We start from the raw sequence: 18,107 nt of genomic DNA on the forward strand, positions 1-18,107 counted from the left end.
TTAACTTTTAAAGTTTAGATAAAAACTCCTGATTGAAAATAAACACACATTACCAAAGCAATAAAAAATGCAATTACAGAAATGCTAAAAAGAAGCAATTTAAAATCATTTTTGAAGTAATAAAGTTCCATCAAACTCAGAACAAAAAATAACACACATGAAATTGCAAAACCAATTAATGAAGTTACAATTAAAGTTTGCACATAATTTTCTGCTGGTACTGGATCTTTAAAAGCAATTACAAAGAGAATGACAGACGCAAGAATAAATCCTGCGCTGACTTTCTCTGTAAAATATTTATCTTTTTGTTTATCTTTCTTACGGGTACGAGCTTCGGAATCTTTCACAGGATTAGTCGCTACTGCAGAAAATGCATCCGCCACCGTTTCCAATACTTCAAAAAAACTCCAGGACATAATTAAGACTTATCTTCTAATTTATGCACCTTTTTCGTTCCTTCATACATTTCATATTGTAAGAATCTTGTTTCCAATTTTCCGTTGAAAAGTTTGATTTTTCTTGAAGGACGCAATCCTATCTTCTTCACCGCTTCAAGGTCAGATGAAATTAACCAAGCAAGCGTATTTGGATAGTGAGTTTTAAAGGTATCTCCTATTTTTTTGTAGAAATCGTCATCATTAATGGAAATTCTCTCATCATACGGAGGGTTAAATACCATCAATAGAGGGAAAAGTTCTTTTTTAGATTCAAAGAAATCCTGCTTTGTGATCTCAATAACATCTTCCATTTCTGCGGCTTCTACATTCATTCTCGCAGCATTCAGCATTCTTGAATCAATATCATATCCAACAATCTTTCCATCAAATTGTCTAACTCTATTAATTCTGAATTCTTTAATTTTTGAGAACAAATCGGCATCATAGTTTTTCCAGTTCTGGAATCCAAATCTTTTTCTGAAGATCTGAGCCGGAAGATCCATTGCAATCATTGCAGCTTCAATCAACAATGTACCAGAACCACACATTGGGTCCAGGAAGTTCCCTTTACCATCCCATCCGGCAAGCTGAAGCATTCCACTTGCAAGCACTTCATTGATTGGTGCTTCACCCTGTTCTCTTCTGTATCCTCTTTTAAACAATGCATCCCCTGAAGAATCCATAGAAATCATGACCAACTCCCTGTCAATGTGAAGGTGGAATTTAATATCCGGGTTTTTGGTTTCTACATTGGGACGTCTTCTGTGTTTTTCCTGAAAATAATCTACGATAGCGTCTTTCATTTTCAAAGTTACGAACTGAGAATGCTTAAATGTTTCAGAGTTTACCGTTGCATCAATGGAGAAAGACTGATCTACGTCCATAAATTCATCCCATTCAAACTTGAACAATCTGTCATAGAACTGATGCTGATTAAAAGCCTTAAACTGATGAATCGGCACCAAAATTTTCAATGCTGTTCTCGCTGAATAATTGATCTTATAAAGAAAGCCTAAATCTCCTTCGCAGTTTACCGCTCTGTTTTTGATTTCAACATTTCTACCACCCAATTTTTTGATTTCTTCCGCCAGAATCTGCTCCAGTCCGAAGAATGTTTTTATCTGTATTTGTAGATTTTCTATATCCATAAGTAATTAATTAAAAGATTTAAAGGATTAATAATTAAAAGATTAGCTATCCAACTTATTGATCAATTGAATTTTTCAATCTATTAATGTTGTAAAATACTTTGCTTTTAACCGCACAAATTTAGTTATTTTTGCATTATGGAATGGTTTGAATCTTGGTTTGATACCCCTTATTATCATTTGCTATATAGCAACAGAGACTATACTGAAGCCGAAAACTTCATTACAAAACTTACTGCGGACCTACAACTGCCGCCTCAATCCAAGATTATAGATCTTGCCTGTGGTAAAGGAAGACACTCTGTTTTCCTCAATAAATTGGGCTATGATGTTTTGGGATTGGATCTTTCAAGACAAAGTATTGAATCCAATAAACAATTTGAAAATCAAACTTTACTTTTTGAAGTTCATGATATGCGAAATCCAATTGATGCAGATCCTATGGATGCGGTTTTCAATTTATTTACAAGTTTCGGATATTTTGATAATGAAAATGATGATAAAAAGGTTTTCCAGTCGGTTTACAATGCATTAAAACCCGGAGGATATTTTGTTTTAGATTATCTGAATGAAGAATATGTAAGAAATACCATGGTTCCTGAAACCTTAGTTACCCGCGGTGATATAGATTTTAAGATTCTCAAGAAAATTGAGGGCAGACATGTTATCAAGGACATTCGCTTTGAAACAGATGGTAAGTCTTTTCATTTTTTTGAAAAAGTAAAACTTCATACATTGGAGGCTATACAGGCCTATGCTTCAGAATGCGGGTTTGAAAGAATAAAAATCTGGGGAGATTATCAGCTTAATGAATTTAACAAAGAAACTTCCCCACGTTGCATCAATTTATTTAAGAAAAAATAATGATAACAGTACTTTTACTGATTTTAAGTGTAATTACAGGAGTATTTCTGGGAAAACATTTTGGTAAAAAAGAAAAACTGGCCAAAAATCTACTGATTTTAAGTGCAGGATTCCTGATTACCATTTGTTTGAATGAGGTTTTTCCGCAGGTATACACTTCCACAGAAAGCAGTAATCTTGGGATATTTGTCATTGCAGGAGTTCTTTTGCAAATGATTCTGGAAGCTTTAACCAAAGGTTTTGAGCATGGTCATTTTCATCATCATGGTGAACAGAACATCCTTCCTATGGCGTTGATGGTAGGACTTTTCATTCATGCATTTATTGAGGGTATTCCTCTTGCCAATGAAGAACATGAGTTGTCTCCTTACCTGCTGGGAATTGTATTTCACAATCTTCCTATTTCCTTTATTCTGGGAGCGTTTTTATTTAATAGAAAAGGTGAATCAAAAAGTTCATCATCTTATCCGTCTCTCTTAATTGTTGCTCTTTTTGCATTGGCTTCACCAATGGGAATGCTATTGGGGAATTATTTCAATCCTGATCTTCAGCCTTATTTTCTGGCTATCGTAGGTGGAATTTTCCTTCACATATCATCCGTGATTATTTTTGAGAGCAACAAAAATCATAATATTGACTGGCTTAAAATAGGTCTTGTGGTTTTAGGAGTTTCCCTTGCATTGCTTATGCATCTTTTCCATCATCATCCCAGTTCTGTTCATCATCATTAAACTTATTTTTACCCATAAAAAAAGCTCCGAATTTTTCAATTCGGAGCTTTTACTTTTAATATTTTCTTCAAGTGATGTGAAAATTAGAATTTCCAACCAAATGTAATGAAGAAATTACTTCTGTTATTCTTAACTTCTGATACTGCAGAAGACGTTGGTGAAACATCAAAGTTACCAGAGTAATATCCTGTTCCATAGTCAGCATTGCTCTGTAGAAAAGGATTCTTATAATTAGAACTGATATTTTGATAAGCAGCATCTAGATAAAACTGTCCAAAGTCATACCCGATACCAGCACCAATCGTATTTCTTGAACCAAGAATCAGATCGCTATAATTAGTATTTGTTGCAGCTCCTGCATTAGAATAAGCACTAATTGTGAATGCATCAAAAGGACTTGAAGCATAAGAATATCCACCTCTTAGTCTGAAGCTTTTAATTCTATATTCTGCTCCTACTCTTACCTCAGAAAGATTCTTATACTTGTCACTGAAGAAAGAATTCAGTTCACTTTCTGCCTCACCTTGTACTTTATATTTTGGTTTAGTTAAACCTAATGTATAATCTACGTTTAAAGAGAAGTTCTTACTAGGAACAAAAGCAGCACTCACTGTAGCCTTCATTGGAGACGTAAATGTTCTGTCTTCTCCAAAGTTTTTGTAATAGATAGATCCGTCTTCCCCTGTATAATACTCACTAAATGCTCTGTCAATAGTCCACCATGTTGGAGTTTCTATGGAAGCCCCTACTCGAAACTCGTTGCTTAGCTTACTTATAACCCCTATACTCGCAGAAAAACCGTTGGAACGTTCAGAATTAGGCGTATACTGTTTAGTAAAACTATCTACTGAATTATCTAGATCCAAACCAAATCTGGCAGTTTCTCTCTGATCAATGCTTGCATAGTGAAAATTTAATCCAGCTCCCAGATACAAACGGTTTTCATAGTTTGCACCCACACCAATATTCATTTTAGACTGGTTACCATATCGGTCATAGTTATGTCCCAGATATGATAAATTTCCGTTAACGTCATTTCCTGTATTCTGATCAACAAGCTTCTTAGGAATGATTATATTTCCGTTTCCTGGAGATTCTACATAGTTTTCAATAGACTGATTGGAGTAATTAACACCAATATTAATAAACTTCCATCCTGTCTTTGACATAAGCGGAATTGCTACCACCCCACCGGCATTTCCAAGATCAGTCTTGTTCACTGTATATTTTACAGAAGATCCTGCTAATGAACTTGTATTTTTATTACTGTTTATCGATAATGTTCCCGAAACATCTCCGGAAATGGCTACCCCTAAACCAGCGGGGTTAGTCAAAAGTGAACTTGCATCTCCTCCTAACGCTCCATTGGATCCTGCCATTGCATTAAACTTAGATGAACCGATATTAGGGGAATTTGAATAAATCTCAACAGAGTTTCTAATCACTGATATATCTTGAGCCTGCGCAAAAAATGCAGCAGAAATACTCATTAATACTAAAGATTTTTTTAACATTATTTATTTAATAGTTTATGAAGTTGAAAATTATCTGAAGCCACCGCTACCTCCGGATCTCATGCCGCCTCCGCCGCCTGAAGAACCACCTCTAAAGCCGCCTCCGCCGCCAGAGTTGAAACCACCACTGGATCTAAAGCCTCCTGAATCACCAGATCTGAAACCTCCACCATTATTATATCTTGGCTGAGATTGTGGTTGATAGTTATAGTTAGGTCTTGCCTGAGGTGTAGAATTACGGAATCCTCCTGAATCTGAATTTCTGAAACCGCCGGAATTTCCATTTCTAAAGCCTCCTGAATTGCCCTGTTGTCTGAAACCACCAGAGTTTCCATTTCTAAAGCCGTCGTTGGTATTCCTAAACCCACTGTTATTATTTCTGAACCCATTACTATTTCTAAAACCAGAAGCAGTATTGGTTCTGTATACAGCATTGTTTATACCAGAGTTCTGGAATCCGTATCCGCTGGCGCCACTTCTTTTGTAAGGTCTGTTGTAGTAGTTACCACCCCAATAACCTCCTCCGTAGCCCCATGAGTTACCATAATATCCGCCCCAGAATGGATCATAGTATCCACCCCAATAAGGAGAATATCCGTAGCCCCAGTATGGACTTCCCCATCCGATAGAGCCTCCCCAGCCCCAACCGAATGATCCGCCCCAACCCCAGGACATGCCTCCACCCCAGCCCCAGCCGCGGTTAAAGCCCCAATACGGACTATAGCCTCCGTACCAGCCCCAAGGAGATCCCCAACCCCATGAGTTATCATAGTAGTTAGTTTGGGAACCTGCATACATTCCCCAATCGGAGTCTGTAGCATTGGATGTCCAATTGGCATTGGTACCACTCCATTCGTTGTATTTATTCTGTTGTTCTCTGGAATTCGTCTGTGCATTTTGAATCACATTAGAATCCTGATAGTAGTCATAATATTCGCCTACTCTATTTCCGCTACCATTAACGATAACTCCTTCTGGCAGCGTATCCTTATTAGGGTCATAATATACCCCATCCGTCTCGCTATACCCTCCCATCTGAGCACCACAAGACATAAGCAATAATCCACCTGCTACTGCCAAGACCCCTTTGGATTTTAGCAGACCAAGCAAATTTTTATGTATATTTCTTTTCATGATAACGTAAAAATTTTTAATTTAAATTATATTTGCAATCTGTACCAAAAATGTACCAATACTGATTAAAAAATCTATCAAAAATAGATTTTTATTTTTAGATAACAATAATGTGCAAAAGTTAAAAAAATTTTAAAAGATAATGGCAAAATTAACCTCAAGAAGCGAAGATTACAGCAAATGGTATAATGAGCTGGTTGTAAAAGCTGATTTAGCTGAAAACTCCGGAGTACGTGGATGTATGGTAATCAAACCGTATGGCTATGCAATCTGGGAAAAAATGCGTGATGAAATGGATAAAAAATTCAAGGAGACAGGTCACGTGAACGCATATTTCCCGCTTTTTGTGCCCAAAAGCTTATTTGAGGCTGAAGAAAAGAATGCAGAAGGTTTTGCAAAGGAATGTGCCGTAGTTACTCACTACAGATTAAAAACAGATCCAGATAACCCTTCAAAACTTATTGTAGATCCAGATGCAAAACTGGAAGAAGAATTGATCGTTCGTCCTACTTCAGAAGCAATTATCTGGAATACCTACAAAAACTGGATCCAGTCTTACAGAGATTTACCAATACTTATTAACCAGTGGGCAAATGTTGTACGTTGGGAAATGAGAACCCGTTTGTTCCTTAGAACAGCAGAATTCTTATGGCAGGAAGGTCACACCGCTCATGCCACAAAAGATGAAGCAGTAGAAGAAGCTGAGAAAATGAACAAAGTATATGCAGATTTTGCAGAAAACTTTATGGCAATGCCTGTTATCCAGGGATTGAAAACACCGTCTGAAAGATTTGCGGGAGCAGACGAAACTTACTGTATTGAAGCATTGATGCAGGATGGGAAAGCGCTTCAGGCAGGAACTTCTCACTTCTTAGGTCAGAATTTTGCTAAAGCATTTGACGTAAAATTCACTAACAAAGAAGGAAAGATTGAGCATGCATGGGCTACATCATGGGGAACATCTACCCGTCTTATGGGTGCTTTAATTATGACACACTCTGATGACTTCGGATTGGTATTGCCTCCAACTTTGGCGCCTATTCAGGTAGTAATTGTTCCAATCTTTAAAGGAGAAGAGCAATTGGCACAGATCAGCGAAGTTGCTTTAGATATTCAGGCTAAATTAAAAGCTAAAGGTATTTCTGTGAAGTTCGATAACGATACCCAAAACAAACCAGGATGGAAGTTTGCTGAGTACGAATTGAAAGGTGTACCGGTAAGAATTGCAATGGGACCAAGAGATCTTGAAAACAAATCTGTTGAAATCGCAAGAAGAGACAACCTTACCAAGGAAGTTCGTTCTATCGACGGATTGGATACTTATATTGAAGAATTATTAAAGACTATTCAGGAAGACCTTTACAACAAAGCCCTGAACTTCAGAAAGGATAACCTTACAAAAGTGGATACTTATGAAGAGTTCAAGAAAGTTCTAGAAGAAAAAGGAGGTTTCATCTATGCTCATTGGGATGGTACTGCTGAAGAAGAAGAACAAATTAAGGACGAAACCAAGGCTACTATCAGATGTATTCCTTTAGATAATGATGTAGAAGAAGGTATTTCTTTAATTTCTGGGAAACCATCCAAGAGACGTGTGTTATTCGCAAAAGCGTATTAATAATTTTAACAATTTTTAAAAAAAACGTTAATTTTTAAAGAAATACTCAAAAAAAAATGACATTTGGACGGATTTTTGTTTAAATTTATCACAACATTAATCTAAAAAAATTTATTATGTCTTTAAATGTCATTGATTTAATTAAAGGGCAATTAGGTCCCGCTTTGGTTTCACAGGCTGCTTCACAGTTTGGAGAAAGCGAATCCGGTATTTCTAAAGCAATTGGTGGCTTATTACCTGCTGTAGTAGGTGGATTAGCCAATAACGCAGACAACCCAGGTGTGGTGGATGCTATTACAAAAGCCTCTTCTAGTGGGATTTTAGGAAATTTATTAGGTGGATCATCTAGTAATCCTATTATTACTACTTTATTATCTTCACTTTTTGGAGATAAGATTGGCGGGTTAGTAAATTCCATTGCCAGTTTTTCAGGAATCAGCAATACTTCTGCAGGTTCTTTACTAAACTTGGTTACCGGGGCTACAGTAGGCACTGTTGGAAAATATGCAACAGACAATAATTTGGGTGCTTCAGGTATTTCCAGCTTACTGAATGATCAGAAAGGCATTATTTCTTCTTTACTGCCGGCAGGTCTTTCTTTGGCTTCCTTTGGATTAGGAGCTGAAAATTGGTTTGGCCAGGCTAAAGAAACAGTTTCTTCAGTAACATCTACTGCTAAAGACAACCTTGCTGAGGGTGTTGCTACAGCTAGAGAAAATGTTAACGAGGGAGCTAGAGAAATAAGAGAGCAATTTAATAATAACAACAATGATAATCAAGGCGGAGGCTCAATCTGGAAATGGTTGCTTCCGCTTTTATTATTAATTGCAGCTGGGTATTTCCTATGGAAACAGTGTGAGAAGAAACAAACCACTACTACGATGGCTTCTTCCACAGATTCTACAGGAACACCTGCGGATACAGCTTCTGCAACTACCCCGGCTACCACTGCAACACCAGCAGCTAAAACTGATGAAAACATTGACCTTAACGGGGTAATGTTAAAAGGTTACAAAGGAGGAATGGAAGACCAAATGATTGGATTCCTGAAATCTGGCGGATACAAGAACGCTGCTGATGATTCAGCATTGAAAGACAAGTGGTATGACTTTGACCATGTTAACTTCAAAATAGGAAGTTCTACAGAATTAGAGACAGGATCACAAGGACAATTGGATAACTTAGTAGCTATCCTTAAAGCTTTCCCTGATTCAAAAATCAAAATTGGAGGCTATACTGATAAAACAGGAAATGAAGCTTCTAATGTAAAACTATCTCAGGCAAGAGCTGATTATATCAAAGCTGCTTTAGGAAAAGCAGGAGTTGGAGGTCAGGTACTTGGAGCTGAAGGATACGGAAGCAAATTTGCTACTGTAGATGCAAAAGCTTCTGATGCAGAAAGAGCTGCTGATAGAAAGATGTCTGTAAGATTTGCAAAATAATCTTTAGAATCAATAAAAATTAAGTCCCGGAAAGTCATTTCCGGGATTTTTTTTGGCCCTAATTTTTGTGTTTACATTTATTTAATTAAATTTGTTAGTCATTTCTAACATTTATGAATTTCAATTTAAAAAGCGCTTGGCGTAAAGATAAAACATCTCACTCTTTATCAGAAGTTTATTCTTCCATTAAAGTCCCTAAAAAGGCAGGCTTTTGGAGGAAATACCTTGCTTTTGCAGGCCCCGGACTTATGATTGCAGTGGGATATATGGACCCCGGAAACTGGGCAACGGATATTGCAGGAGGGGCACAGTTTGGCTACACATTGCTTTCGGTGATTCTTATTTCCAACATTTTTGCGATGGTTCTACAACATTTATCCGTTAAATTAGGTGTTGTTGCAGAAAGGGATCTTGCACAGGCTTGTAGAGACCACTTCAGCCCTACTACCAATTTTATTCTTTGGATATTCTGTGAAATAGCCATTGCCGCCTGTGATCTCGCCGAGGTCATAGGATCAGCCATTGCCCTAAATTTATTATTCCATATTCCGCTGACTTGGGGAATCGTGATAACCACGGTAGATGTTTTAATTATTCTTTTACTTCAGGCAAAAGGATTCCGATGGATAGAAAGTATTGTAGGCGGACTTATTTTTATTATTCTCGCCTGTTTTGTCTATGAGATTGTTATCTCTCAGCCAGCCTTTAATGAGATTCTCGGTGGATTGGTTCCCCAAAAAGAAATTATCCAGAACCCTGCAATGCTCTATATTGCCATAGGGATTTTAGGGGCTACCGTGATGCCTCACAATTTATATCTGCACAGCAGTATTGTACAGACAAGAGATTATACCAGAGACCGAGAAGGAAAAAAAGAAGCAATAAAGTTTGCAACATTAGACAGTACAGTTTCTTTGATGCTGGCTTTCTTTATCAATGCAGCCATTTTAATCCTAGCAGCAGCTACTTTTCATACTACAGGAAATGAACATGTTGCCGATATTCATGACGCTTATAAAATGTTGACTCCTATTTTAGGAGCTTCTATGGCAAGTATTGCGTTTGCTATTGCCTTATTGGCATCAGGACAAAATTCAACGCTTACAGGAACTCTTGCCGGACAGATCGTTATGGAAGGCTTTTTGAATATCAGATTAAAACCATGGTTGCGAAGATTGATCACAAGGCTTATAGCAGTCATTCCTGCGTTGATTGTTGCCATTCTTTACGGGGAACAGGGGACAACTGAGTTATTGGTTTTAAGCCAGGTTATTCTATCTATGCAGCTCAGCTTTGCTGTAGTTCCGTTGGTTATGTTTACCAATGACAAGGCTAAAATGGGAGAATTTGTTAACAAACCATTCCTTAAAGTTTGTGTATGGATCATTTCCATTATTATTATTATTTTAAATCTCTACTTATTATACCAGACATTCACAGGGGAATAACAGCCAAAAGTATAACCCTTTAACATTTAATTCCTCATTGACAATTCATCATCATTTACGGGTTGTATGAGTGGTATTTTTCTGCCTTAATGTCTTGTTTTCTCCTTTGGCAGAGTCTTTGTCAAACAATTGAGTAAATAAATATTGAATTATGGAAAATCAGGATATTAACGAAGAAAGCATCAATAATCAGGAAGATAACAACGTTCAGAATGACACAACGACTCAGGACAATGTGACAGCTACTCCTTCTGCAGAGGAACTTTTGGCAGAGGAAAAAGATCGTTACATCAGATTGTATGCTGAATTCGAAAACTATAAAAAAAGAACATCTAAGGAAAAAATGGAGTTCTTCCAATATGCTAATCAGGAGATGATGGTATCAATGCTAGGCGTTTTGGATGACTTCGAAAGAGCATTAAAGGAAATTGCTAAAAATGGAAATCCGGCTGACCTGCAGGGGGTAGAATTGATCTATCAAAAATTCAAAAATAAACTTACAGAAAAAGGGTTAAAGCCAATGGAAGTCAGAGCTGGAGATAGTTTCAATGTAGATTTCCATGAAGCTATTACCCAAATTCCTGCTCCATCTGAGGATCTGAAAGGAAAAATCGTAGATGTTATTGAAACAGGATATACTTTAAGTGATAAAGTAATCCGTTTTGCAAAAGTAGTAACAGGAAACTAATATTATTAATGATAAATGATGAGTGATAATGGATAGACCGCTATACTTTTATTACTAAATTTTAAATATCTTTTATCATTTATCGATCATCAATTATAGAATAGAAAGTCATGTCAAAAAGAGATTATTACGAGGTTCTTGAGATCAGCAAATCTGCATCGGCCGACGAAATAAAAAAAGCATACCGAAAAATGGCCATCAAATTTCACCCGGATAAAAATCCAGGAGATAAGGAGGCTGAAGAAAAATTCAAAGAAGCTGCTGAAGCTTACGAAGTACTAAGCGACGATCAGAAGCGTGCCAGATATGACCAGTTCGGACATGCTGGAATGGGAGGAAATGGAGGTTTCGGAGGCGGAGGCTTCGGAGGCGGAATGAACATGGAGGATATTTTCAGTCAATTTGGAGATATTTTCGGTGGTGGTTTCGGAGGATTCGGCGGCGGCGGCGGTGGTCGTCAGCAGGTAAGAGGTTCTAATTTAAGAATTAGAATCAAGCTGAACCTTGAGGAGATGGTAAATGGAACTCACAAAACCATTAAGGTTAAAAAAATGAAGATGGCAGAAGGTGCTACTTCAAAAACCTGTCCTACCTGTAACGGGTCTGGTGTTCAGCTTAAAGTAATGAATACCATGTTCGGTCAAATGCAAACCCAAACCACTTGTGGTACTTGCCAGGGAATTGGGAAAGTTGCAGATAAAATTCCTACAGGAGCTAATGCACAAGGTCTTGTGAAAGATGAAGAGGAAATTACAATTAATATTCCTGCCGGAGCAAGAGACGGAATTCAGCTTAATGTAAGAGGAAAAGGAAATGATGCTCCATTTGGCGGAACTCCGGGTGACTTATTGGTTATCATTGAAGAGGAAGTAGATCAAACGATCAAGAGAGAGGGAGATAATCTTCACCAGGAACTCTATATTTCATTTGCAGAAGCTGCTTTAGGAACTAAAAAAGAGATTCCTACCGTTGGCGGAAAAGTAAAAATTACTGTTGATCCGGGAACACAATCCGGAAAGATCTTAAGACTTGCCGGAAAAGGGCTTCCAAGCATCGACAGTTATGGAAAAGGAGACATGTTTATTCATATCAATGTATGGACTCCACAGAAGCTTAACAAGGAACAGAAAGACTTCTTTGAAAAGCAAATGTCCAGCGGAGAAATGGTTGCAGAACCATCCGGAAAGGAAAAAACTTTTTTTGATAAAGTAAAAGATTTATTCAATTAATATAAAGAGGCCTAAGGGTCTCTTTTTTATTTTTATTAATGGATATCCTTTATAATTTTCCAATAAAGGCATTAGGCAGCAAAATTTCAATACTGCCATCAGTGATTTTAAATAAAAAATCCTGTACTATTATTCTAGTACAGGATTTTTATTATTTAAAAGTTTATCTTATTTTTTTGTAGCCAATGAATATATTGCTTTACCAATTGTAAACAAAGCAACTGCACCAAGACCTCCTACAATACCGAATGTAAACTCTTTAAGCATAGCCGGCCATGTTGGTAGTAAATCGTGTAAATAATGAATGTTATGGGCAAAAATACCCCCTGAAACCAATATAAGAGCGATGGTTCCTACTACTCCTAAAATCTTAATAATGATCGGCAATGCTTTTACCAGCAAATGACCCAACTTGGAAAAGAATCCTTTGTCGTGGCTTTTTTTGATTAATTTAAAACCTGCATCATCCATTCTCACAATAAGAGCAACAATTCCATAAACTCCTACTGTAGCAATAAATGCAACAAATGTCACGGTAAGAATCTGTGTAAGAAGTGGGTGATTTTCCTGAATTACCGTTCCCAAAGCAATAATTACAATCTCAATAGAAAGAATAAAATCTGTTCTGATTGCCGAGTTTATTTTTGCTTTCTCAGAAACTTCTGAATCTTCATCTTCATTGCTTTCTTTCACTACTTCATGTCCTTTTTTGGAACGGTGAAACAGAAACTCAATGATTTTCTCTACTCCTTCAAAGGCTAGATATAGACCTCCCAAAATAAGAATCATCTCAATAGCAGGTTTGTAGAGCCAATTGAGCAGGAAAGCAATGGGAAGAATAATGAGCTTATTAATAAATGAGCCTTTTGTAATTGCCCACAAAACAGGAATTTCTCTGGAAGAAAGAAAGCCGGTGGCCTTTTCTGCATTTACAGCCAGGTCATCTCCCAAGATCCCCGCTGTTTTCTGTGTAGCTATTTTACTGGTAACTGCTACATCATCCATTAATGCTGCAATATCATCCAAAATTGCAAAAAAGCCTGATGCCATATTTTAATTTTTTTTTAATCTTTGTTAAGTTCAGCAAAAATAAATATTTAATTCCATTTTATGATTCATAACATGACAATAATTTTAAGAATTATAAAACAATACTTCGCTTTCAATATTTTATATCTTTGTTTAAAATTAGATAATGGATGAAAATTGGGAAATCCAATTACAGAGGATTTGGCAGAAGTTTGGAACGATAAGCAACGAAGAATTTACTCAACAAATCAAAGATCATATCATTTTACTTAAAGATGCACCAGCTATTGCAGATTTTGAAATGGCATGTACCTTTGACTCAACCGGACATGAAAAGGAAGCTGAGCCTTTATACAGGTCTGCATTAGCGAAAGGATTATCCGGACTACGAAGAAGGAGAGCAAGAATACAGCTGGCAAGTACATTAAGAAATAACGGAAAAATAGAAGAAAGCATCCATATTTTAAGAGAAGAAAAAGCAAATTATTCGGATGAGCTGAATGATGCTGTAGACTCTTTTTTGGCGCTTTCCCTTTCTTCAGCAGGAGAATACAAAGAAGCACTGTCATTAACCTTAAAAGCAATTTCTCTACATTTACCCAGATACAATCAATCTTTGTTTAATTATGCAGATGCATTATATAAAGAATCGTTTTAAAGTTACCATTTCTTGATTCTAACGTATGAAAAAGCTCATTCTCAGATACCATTTTTTCGCAATGGGATGCTTCAGTTTCCTATTGCAGTCTTGCAATACAAAGTTCAGGGTTTGGGTAGGAACAGATGGCCAGCAAAAAATCTATAACTTAAAATACGGGGAGCATAAAAGACAAAAAATGGATGTTTTTCTCCCAAAAGACTATACCGAAGACGCTCCTGTTGTTTTGATTGTACATGGGGGAGCCTGGACTCTTGGTAAAAAAGAGCATATGATCCAGATCCAGAAAATGCTTTTTGAGAATAAGATTCCAAGTATCAATATGAACTACCGACTGGTATCTAAGAAGAAAAACATCACCTATAAGCAGCAACTGGAAGATATTGGTCTGGTCATCGAAAAGTTTAATTCTCTGGCGGAAAAAGCAGAACTTCAATCCAACAATTATATTCTTTTGGGTGAAAGCGCCGGCGGACATCTTGCTTTATTATACGGATACCGGCATCCTGATCAGATCAAAAAGATCATTTCTCTAAGTGGGCCTACAGATTTTTACAGCCCGGAATATCTGAATTCTTTTTATTCTAAATATACTTCTCCTACTTTTCAAAAAGTGGTGGGAGCCAAGTTTAACCGTAACAATATTTCTGAAGCCTTTAAGGAAGCCAGCCCTATTGCCAACATCACCAATGTTCCTACTCTATTATTTCAGGGGAATAGTGATTTTTTAGTTAATTATCATCAGGGAAAGGCAATGGACTCTGCACTCACCCACATGAATGTTCCTCATAAGTTCATCTTTATGGAAAAAACAGGTCATGTTCCCAGGTTTTTCAGTAAAACAAAAAGAGATAGTATTATCTATCCTAATATTCTGGAATGGATAAAAAAATAACCTGCTAAAAAGCAGGTTATCTATTATAGTTTATTGATTTCTATTCAAAATCAGAATCTTTATTTTCATACTTTGAAAAGTCTTCTTTTTTGCCAAAAACAAATTTGAAGATTACCGGAAGTGTTGTTACCAAAACAATCACAATGATAATATATTCTAATTTTTCCTTCAAGTTGATTCCAAATTGTTCCATGAATAATTTATCAAGATAATGACCGGCAAAGATCAAAATAAATGACCACAAGATTGCTCCGATAACATTATCTCTTAGGAATTCTTTTTTATCCATTTTTACAATTCCTGCAACAATGGGTGTAAATGTTCTTACAACAGGTAAGAATCTCGCCATAATAATAGCTAATGCCCCATGTTTTTCAAAGAAATCGTGAGCCTGATATAAATATTTTTTCTTAAAAAGCATTGAGTCTGGTCTTTTATACAAAGCCGGACCTGCTTTACGTCCAAAATAGTAACCTACTTCATTTCCTATAATAGCAGCCAGTGCTACTCCGGAAGCTAAAAGTGTTGTATCTAAGAAATCACTCCCAGTGGAGCCAAAAGTCTCCTTGATGATTTCAACGGCATAAATTCCTGAAACGAACAATAATGAGTCTCCAGGTAGAAAAAAACCTACAAAAAGACCTGTTTCAGCAAAAACAATGAACAAAATAAGCCAAAACCCTCCCATTTTAATATAAAATTCCGGGTTTAATAAATCCTTCCAGCTATTGAAATCTTCCATATATATCGATGAACAACAAAAATAAGTCTAAAATGTCTGAAACAAAAATTAATTATAAGATTTTAACTAAAAATCATATGATATTTTATAGCTCCATATCATCATCGGAAACTGCGGTACCATCAGCCATTAGAAAAGCTTTCAGGAAAGGGGTGATATTTCCGTTCATCACCGCATCCACATCTGATGTTTCATGACCTGAGCGTACATCTTTTACCAATTTGTAAGGGTGCATCACATAATTCCTTATCTGGCTTCCCCACTCGATCTTCATTTTATTGGCTTCAATTTCATTTCTGGCTCTCATACGTTCTTCCAGTTCCATTTCATATAGTCTGGAACGAAGAAGCTGCATTGCCTTTTCTTTATTCTGAAGCTGTGAACGGGATTCTGAGTTTTCAATGATAATTCCGGTAGGTGCGTGACGAAGACGTACTGCGGTTTCCACCTTGTTGACGTTCTGTCCTCCTGCTCCGGAAGATCTCATTGTTTCAAATGATATATCGGCAGGATTGATATTAATTTCAATGGTATCATCCACCAACGGGTAAACATAGACGGAAACGAAGCTGGTATGACGTTTAGCATTACTGTCAAAAGGTGAAATCCTTACCAAACGGTGTACTCCGTTCTCTCCTTTCAGGTATCCAAAGGCATATTCACCTTCAATTTCAAGGGTAACGGTTTTTACTCCGGCTACCTCACCTTCCTGAAAATTCAGTTCACGGATCTTATAACCCTGCTTTTCTGCCCACATTGTATACATTCTCATCAGCATAGATGCCCAGTCACAACTTTCTGTACCTCCTGCTCCTGCTGTAATCTGAAGAACAGCAGAAAGCTCATCTCCCTCATTGGAAAGCATATTCTTGAATTCAAGATCTTCGATTTTCTCAACCAGCTGCGGAAACGTTTCATCCAATTCTTTTTCAGAATCGGGATCTTCTTTGGCAAATTCAACAAGAACCTGTAGGTCTTCAAACTGTGTCTGAATTTCATCATAGCCCTCTACCCATTTTTTTTTGGATCGAAGTTGTTTCAGAAATGCTTCTGCAGTCTTAGGATTATCCCAAAATTCAGGAGCTGCTGTTTTTTCGTCATCATTGGCTATTTCTATCTTCTTTTTTTCAATCTGAAGGTATCTATGTAGGTCTTCAATCCTGGATTGAACTTCTTTTATCTGGTCGTTGTTAATCACGAGTTGTTCTTTTTTACAAAAATAAGGAATTCTTTCCACACCCGAGAGATATTGCGGGATTCAAAGGAATGAGATTTTCAGGTCTGTACTTTGAGATATAAGAATTTGGTTCTTACCATTTAAAATTAAATAACGCCTCCTATTCTCTTTGTCTTTTAGTTTTAATTTAGATCATCTCAGCCACTAATTCTCCTATTTTGGGAGCTAAAGCAACTCCCATCCCTGAAAGTCTCACTGCACAAAACTGTTTCTCGGAAATCTGTTTTACGATGGGTGTTTTTTCTGTACCCATAGCCATTATTCCGGACCATCGGAGGGCAATCTTGAATTCATGATTGGGTAGAACAACTTCCTTCAAAAAGGTTTCTAAATGTTGTTGGAGAAATTCTGTAGTTTCAAAGGTGGTAGTTTCTTCAGTTTTAAAATCCTGGTTTCTTCCACCTCCTAATAATATTCGGTCTCCTAAGTTTCTGAAGTAATAGAACCCCTCATCGTAATGAAACGTTCCCTTTAATTTTAAATTGGGTATAGGTTCCGTCAATAAGATTTGTCCGCGGGCAGGAATTATATTTTCATTTTCAAGAAATTTTGAACTGAAAGCGTTGGTGCAATGTATTATTAGATCAGCTTTCACGGAAAGATCTTTAGATAGATTAACTTCAACCTCATCTGAAGTTTCATTAACCCTTTTAACCTCTGTCCCAAATAAAAACTCAATCTTTAGCTCATGACATTTCTCTGTCAGTTTCTGTAATAATTTCCCGGAGTGTAAGCTTCCCTCACAAGGATTTTCAATTAAAAACTGAGATTTTCCCAGCCCAAGTTCCTTTATTTTATTCTGTTTCAGAGAATAGGTGTGCTCAAGTCCTGTTACAGATTTAAGTTGAACATTCACCTCATCCAGATGTGATAAGGGGTCATCATTATTTAATATCTCATAACCACCGCTGAGTTCAAAGTCTATTTCACCACTTTTAAAATATTGTCTGATCTTTTGAAGTCCGTCAAATCTCATTTTCACAAGATCCAGTGTTTTTTCCCAACCCATTTTTTGAGAATCTGCAATAACTTCTGTAAGGCTTCCAAAGCATGCAAATCCGGCATTCCTGGTTGAAGCTCCCAACGGAGTTGCATTTCGTTCTATAATTAATATAGACTTTTCAGGAAATTTCTCTTTAAGAGATATGGCAGTCCAAAGTCCGGAAAATCCGGCCCCAATGATGATGACATCTCTTTTGCGATAAAAGGTTTCCAACTCCCAGATGCTGACCATGAGTATTTTTTTGTACAATGTATTATGTAGCAACAGAGGTAAAAATCCAACAATAGGAC

The 18,107-nt window shown here is 36.9% G+C and carries 17 protein-coding genes; 9 read left to right on the forward strand and 8 right to left on the reverse strand.

Annotated elements, in window-relative coordinates:
- Window positions 1-14 precede the first annotated feature (14 nt).
- Window positions 15-416: a branched-chain amino acid ABC transporter substrate-binding protein gene (locus C7D53_RS10805; RefSeq protein ID WP_106916493.1), complete on the reverse strand. Its 402-nt coding sequence runs from the start codon at window positions 414-416 to the stop codon at window positions 15-17.
- Between the two features lie 2 nt (window positions 417-418).
- Window positions 419-1,585 (reverse strand): THUMP domain-containing class I SAM-dependent RNA methyltransferase, encoded by a 1,167-nt coding sequence (locus tag C7D53_RS10810; protein WP_076353810.1) that lies wholly within the window; start codon window positions 1,583-1,585, stop codon window positions 419-421.
- A gap of 138 nt (window positions 1,586-1,723) precedes the next feature.
- Between C7D53_RS10810 and C7D53_RS10815 the strand changes: the two genes are divergently transcribed.
- On the forward strand, window positions 1,724-2,449 hold the full coding sequence (locus C7D53_RS10815) for a class I SAM-dependent DNA methyltransferase (RefSeq protein WP_106916494.1): 726 nt from the start codon (window positions 1,724-1,726) through the stop codon (window positions 2,447-2,449).
- A gap of 2 nt (window positions 2,450-2,451) precedes the next feature.
- Window positions 2,452-3,180, forward strand: a complete 729-nt coding sequence (locus C7D53_RS10820) for a ZIP family metal transporter (RefSeq protein ID WP_106916738.1) — start codon at window positions 2,452-2,454, stop codon at window positions 3,178-3,180.
- A gap of 83 nt (window positions 3,181-3,263) precedes the next feature.
- Here the strand turns inward: C7D53_RS10820 and C7D53_RS10825 are convergent, their stop codons facing one another.
- Together C7D53_RS10825 and C7D53_RS10830 are read right to left on the reverse strand one after the other, a co-directional pair.
- The gene (locus C7D53_RS10825; RefSeq protein WP_106916739.1) at window positions 3,264-4,670 is read right to left on the reverse strand and encodes an OmpP1/FadL family transporter; all 1,407 of its coding nucleotides are present in this window, start codon (window positions 4,668-4,670) and stop codon (window positions 3,264-3,266) included.
- Window positions 4,671-4,724: 54 nt separating this feature from the next.
- Window positions 4,725-5,828: a prolyl-tRNA synthetase gene (locus C7D53_RS10830; protein WP_106916495.1), complete on the reverse strand. Its 1,104-nt coding sequence runs from the start codon at window positions 5,826-5,828 to the stop codon at window positions 4,725-4,727.
- A 142-nt stretch (window positions 5,829-5,970) separates the two neighbouring features.
- Here C7D53_RS10830 and proS point away from each other — a divergent pair, with 142 nt between their 5' ends.
- From proS to dnaJ, 5 genes are all read left to right on the forward strand, one after another.
- Window positions 5,971-7,446: a proline--tRNA ligase gene (proS, locus tag C7D53_RS10835; protein WP_106916496.1), complete on the forward strand. Its 1,476-nt coding sequence runs from the start codon at window positions 5,971-5,973 to the stop codon at window positions 7,444-7,446.
- Between the two features lie 116 nt (window positions 7,447-7,562).
- On the forward strand, window positions 7,563-8,888 hold the full coding sequence (locus C7D53_RS10840) for an OmpA family protein (protein ID WP_106916497.1): 1,326 nt from the start codon (window positions 7,563-7,565) through the stop codon (window positions 8,886-8,888).
- Between the two features lie 113 nt (window positions 8,889-9,001).
- The gene (locus tag C7D53_RS10845) at window positions 9,002-10,336 is read left to right on the forward strand and encodes an Nramp family divalent metal transporter (protein ID WP_106916498.1); all 1,335 of its coding nucleotides are present in this window, start codon (window positions 9,002-9,004) and stop codon (window positions 10,334-10,336) included.
- Window positions 10,337-10,484: 148 nt separating this feature from the next.
- A complete protein-coding gene (locus C7D53_RS10850) occupies window positions 10,485-11,024 on the forward strand; it encodes a nucleotide exchange factor GrpE (protein WP_394337081.1) in 540 nt (179 codons plus the stop codon).
- 110 nt (window positions 11,025-11,134) lie between these two features.
- Complete coding sequence (gene dnaJ, locus C7D53_RS10855; RefSeq protein ID WP_106916500.1) at window positions 11,135-12,253, forward strand: molecular chaperone DnaJ; 1,119 nt, start codon at window positions 11,135-11,137, stop codon at window positions 12,251-12,253.
- Window positions 12,254-12,421: 168 nt separating this feature from the next.
- Here the strand turns inward: dnaJ and C7D53_RS10860 are convergent, their stop codons facing one another.
- Window positions 12,422-13,303 carry a DUF808 domain-containing protein gene (locus C7D53_RS10860; protein WP_106916501.1) on the reverse strand — a complete coding sequence of 294 codons (882 nt, stop codon included), beginning with the start codon at window positions 13,301-13,303 and terminating at the stop codon, window positions 12,422-12,424.
- Window positions 13,304-13,448: 145 nt separating this feature from the next.
- Between C7D53_RS10860 and C7D53_RS10865 the strand changes: the two genes are divergently transcribed.
- Together C7D53_RS10865 and C7D53_RS10870 are read left to right on the forward strand one after the other, a co-directional pair.
- Window positions 13,449-13,940 carry a tetratricopeptide repeat protein gene (locus C7D53_RS10865; protein WP_228422287.1) on the forward strand — a complete coding sequence of 164 codons (492 nt, stop codon included), beginning with the start codon at window positions 13,449-13,451 and terminating at the stop codon, window positions 13,938-13,940.
- Between the two features lie 25 nt (window positions 13,941-13,965).
- On the forward strand, window positions 13,966-14,835 hold the full coding sequence (locus C7D53_RS10870) for an alpha/beta hydrolase (protein ID WP_106916503.1): 870 nt from the start codon (window positions 13,966-13,968) through the stop codon (window positions 14,833-14,835).
- Between the two features lie 40 nt (window positions 14,836-14,875).
- Here C7D53_RS10870 and C7D53_RS10875 read toward each other — a convergent pair whose 3' ends face one another.
- The 3 genes from C7D53_RS10875 to C7D53_RS10885 form a co-directional block, all read right to left on the reverse strand.
- Complete coding sequence (locus tag C7D53_RS10875) at window positions 14,876-15,577, reverse strand: DedA family protein (protein WP_106916504.1); 702 nt, start codon at window positions 15,575-15,577, stop codon at window positions 14,876-14,878.
- Between the two features lie 85 nt (window positions 15,578-15,662).
- Complete coding sequence (prfB, locus tag C7D53_RS10880) at window positions 15,663-16,775, reverse strand: peptide chain release factor 2 (RefSeq protein ID WP_106916740.1); 1,113 nt, start codon at window positions 16,773-16,775, stop codon at window positions 15,663-15,665.
- 166 nt (window positions 16,776-16,941) lie between these two features.
- Window positions 16,942-18,048 carry an NAD(P)/FAD-dependent oxidoreductase gene (locus C7D53_RS10885; protein WP_106916505.1) on the reverse strand — a complete coding sequence of 369 codons (1,107 nt, stop codon included), beginning with the start codon at window positions 18,046-18,048 and terminating at the stop codon, window positions 16,942-16,944.
- Window positions 18,049-18,107 lie beyond the last annotated feature (59 nt).

The organism is Chryseobacterium aurantiacum, from assembly GCF_003020585.1.
GTDB lineage: Bacteria > Bacteroidota > Bacteroidia > Flavobacteriales > Weeksellaceae > Chryseobacterium > Chryseobacterium aurantiacum.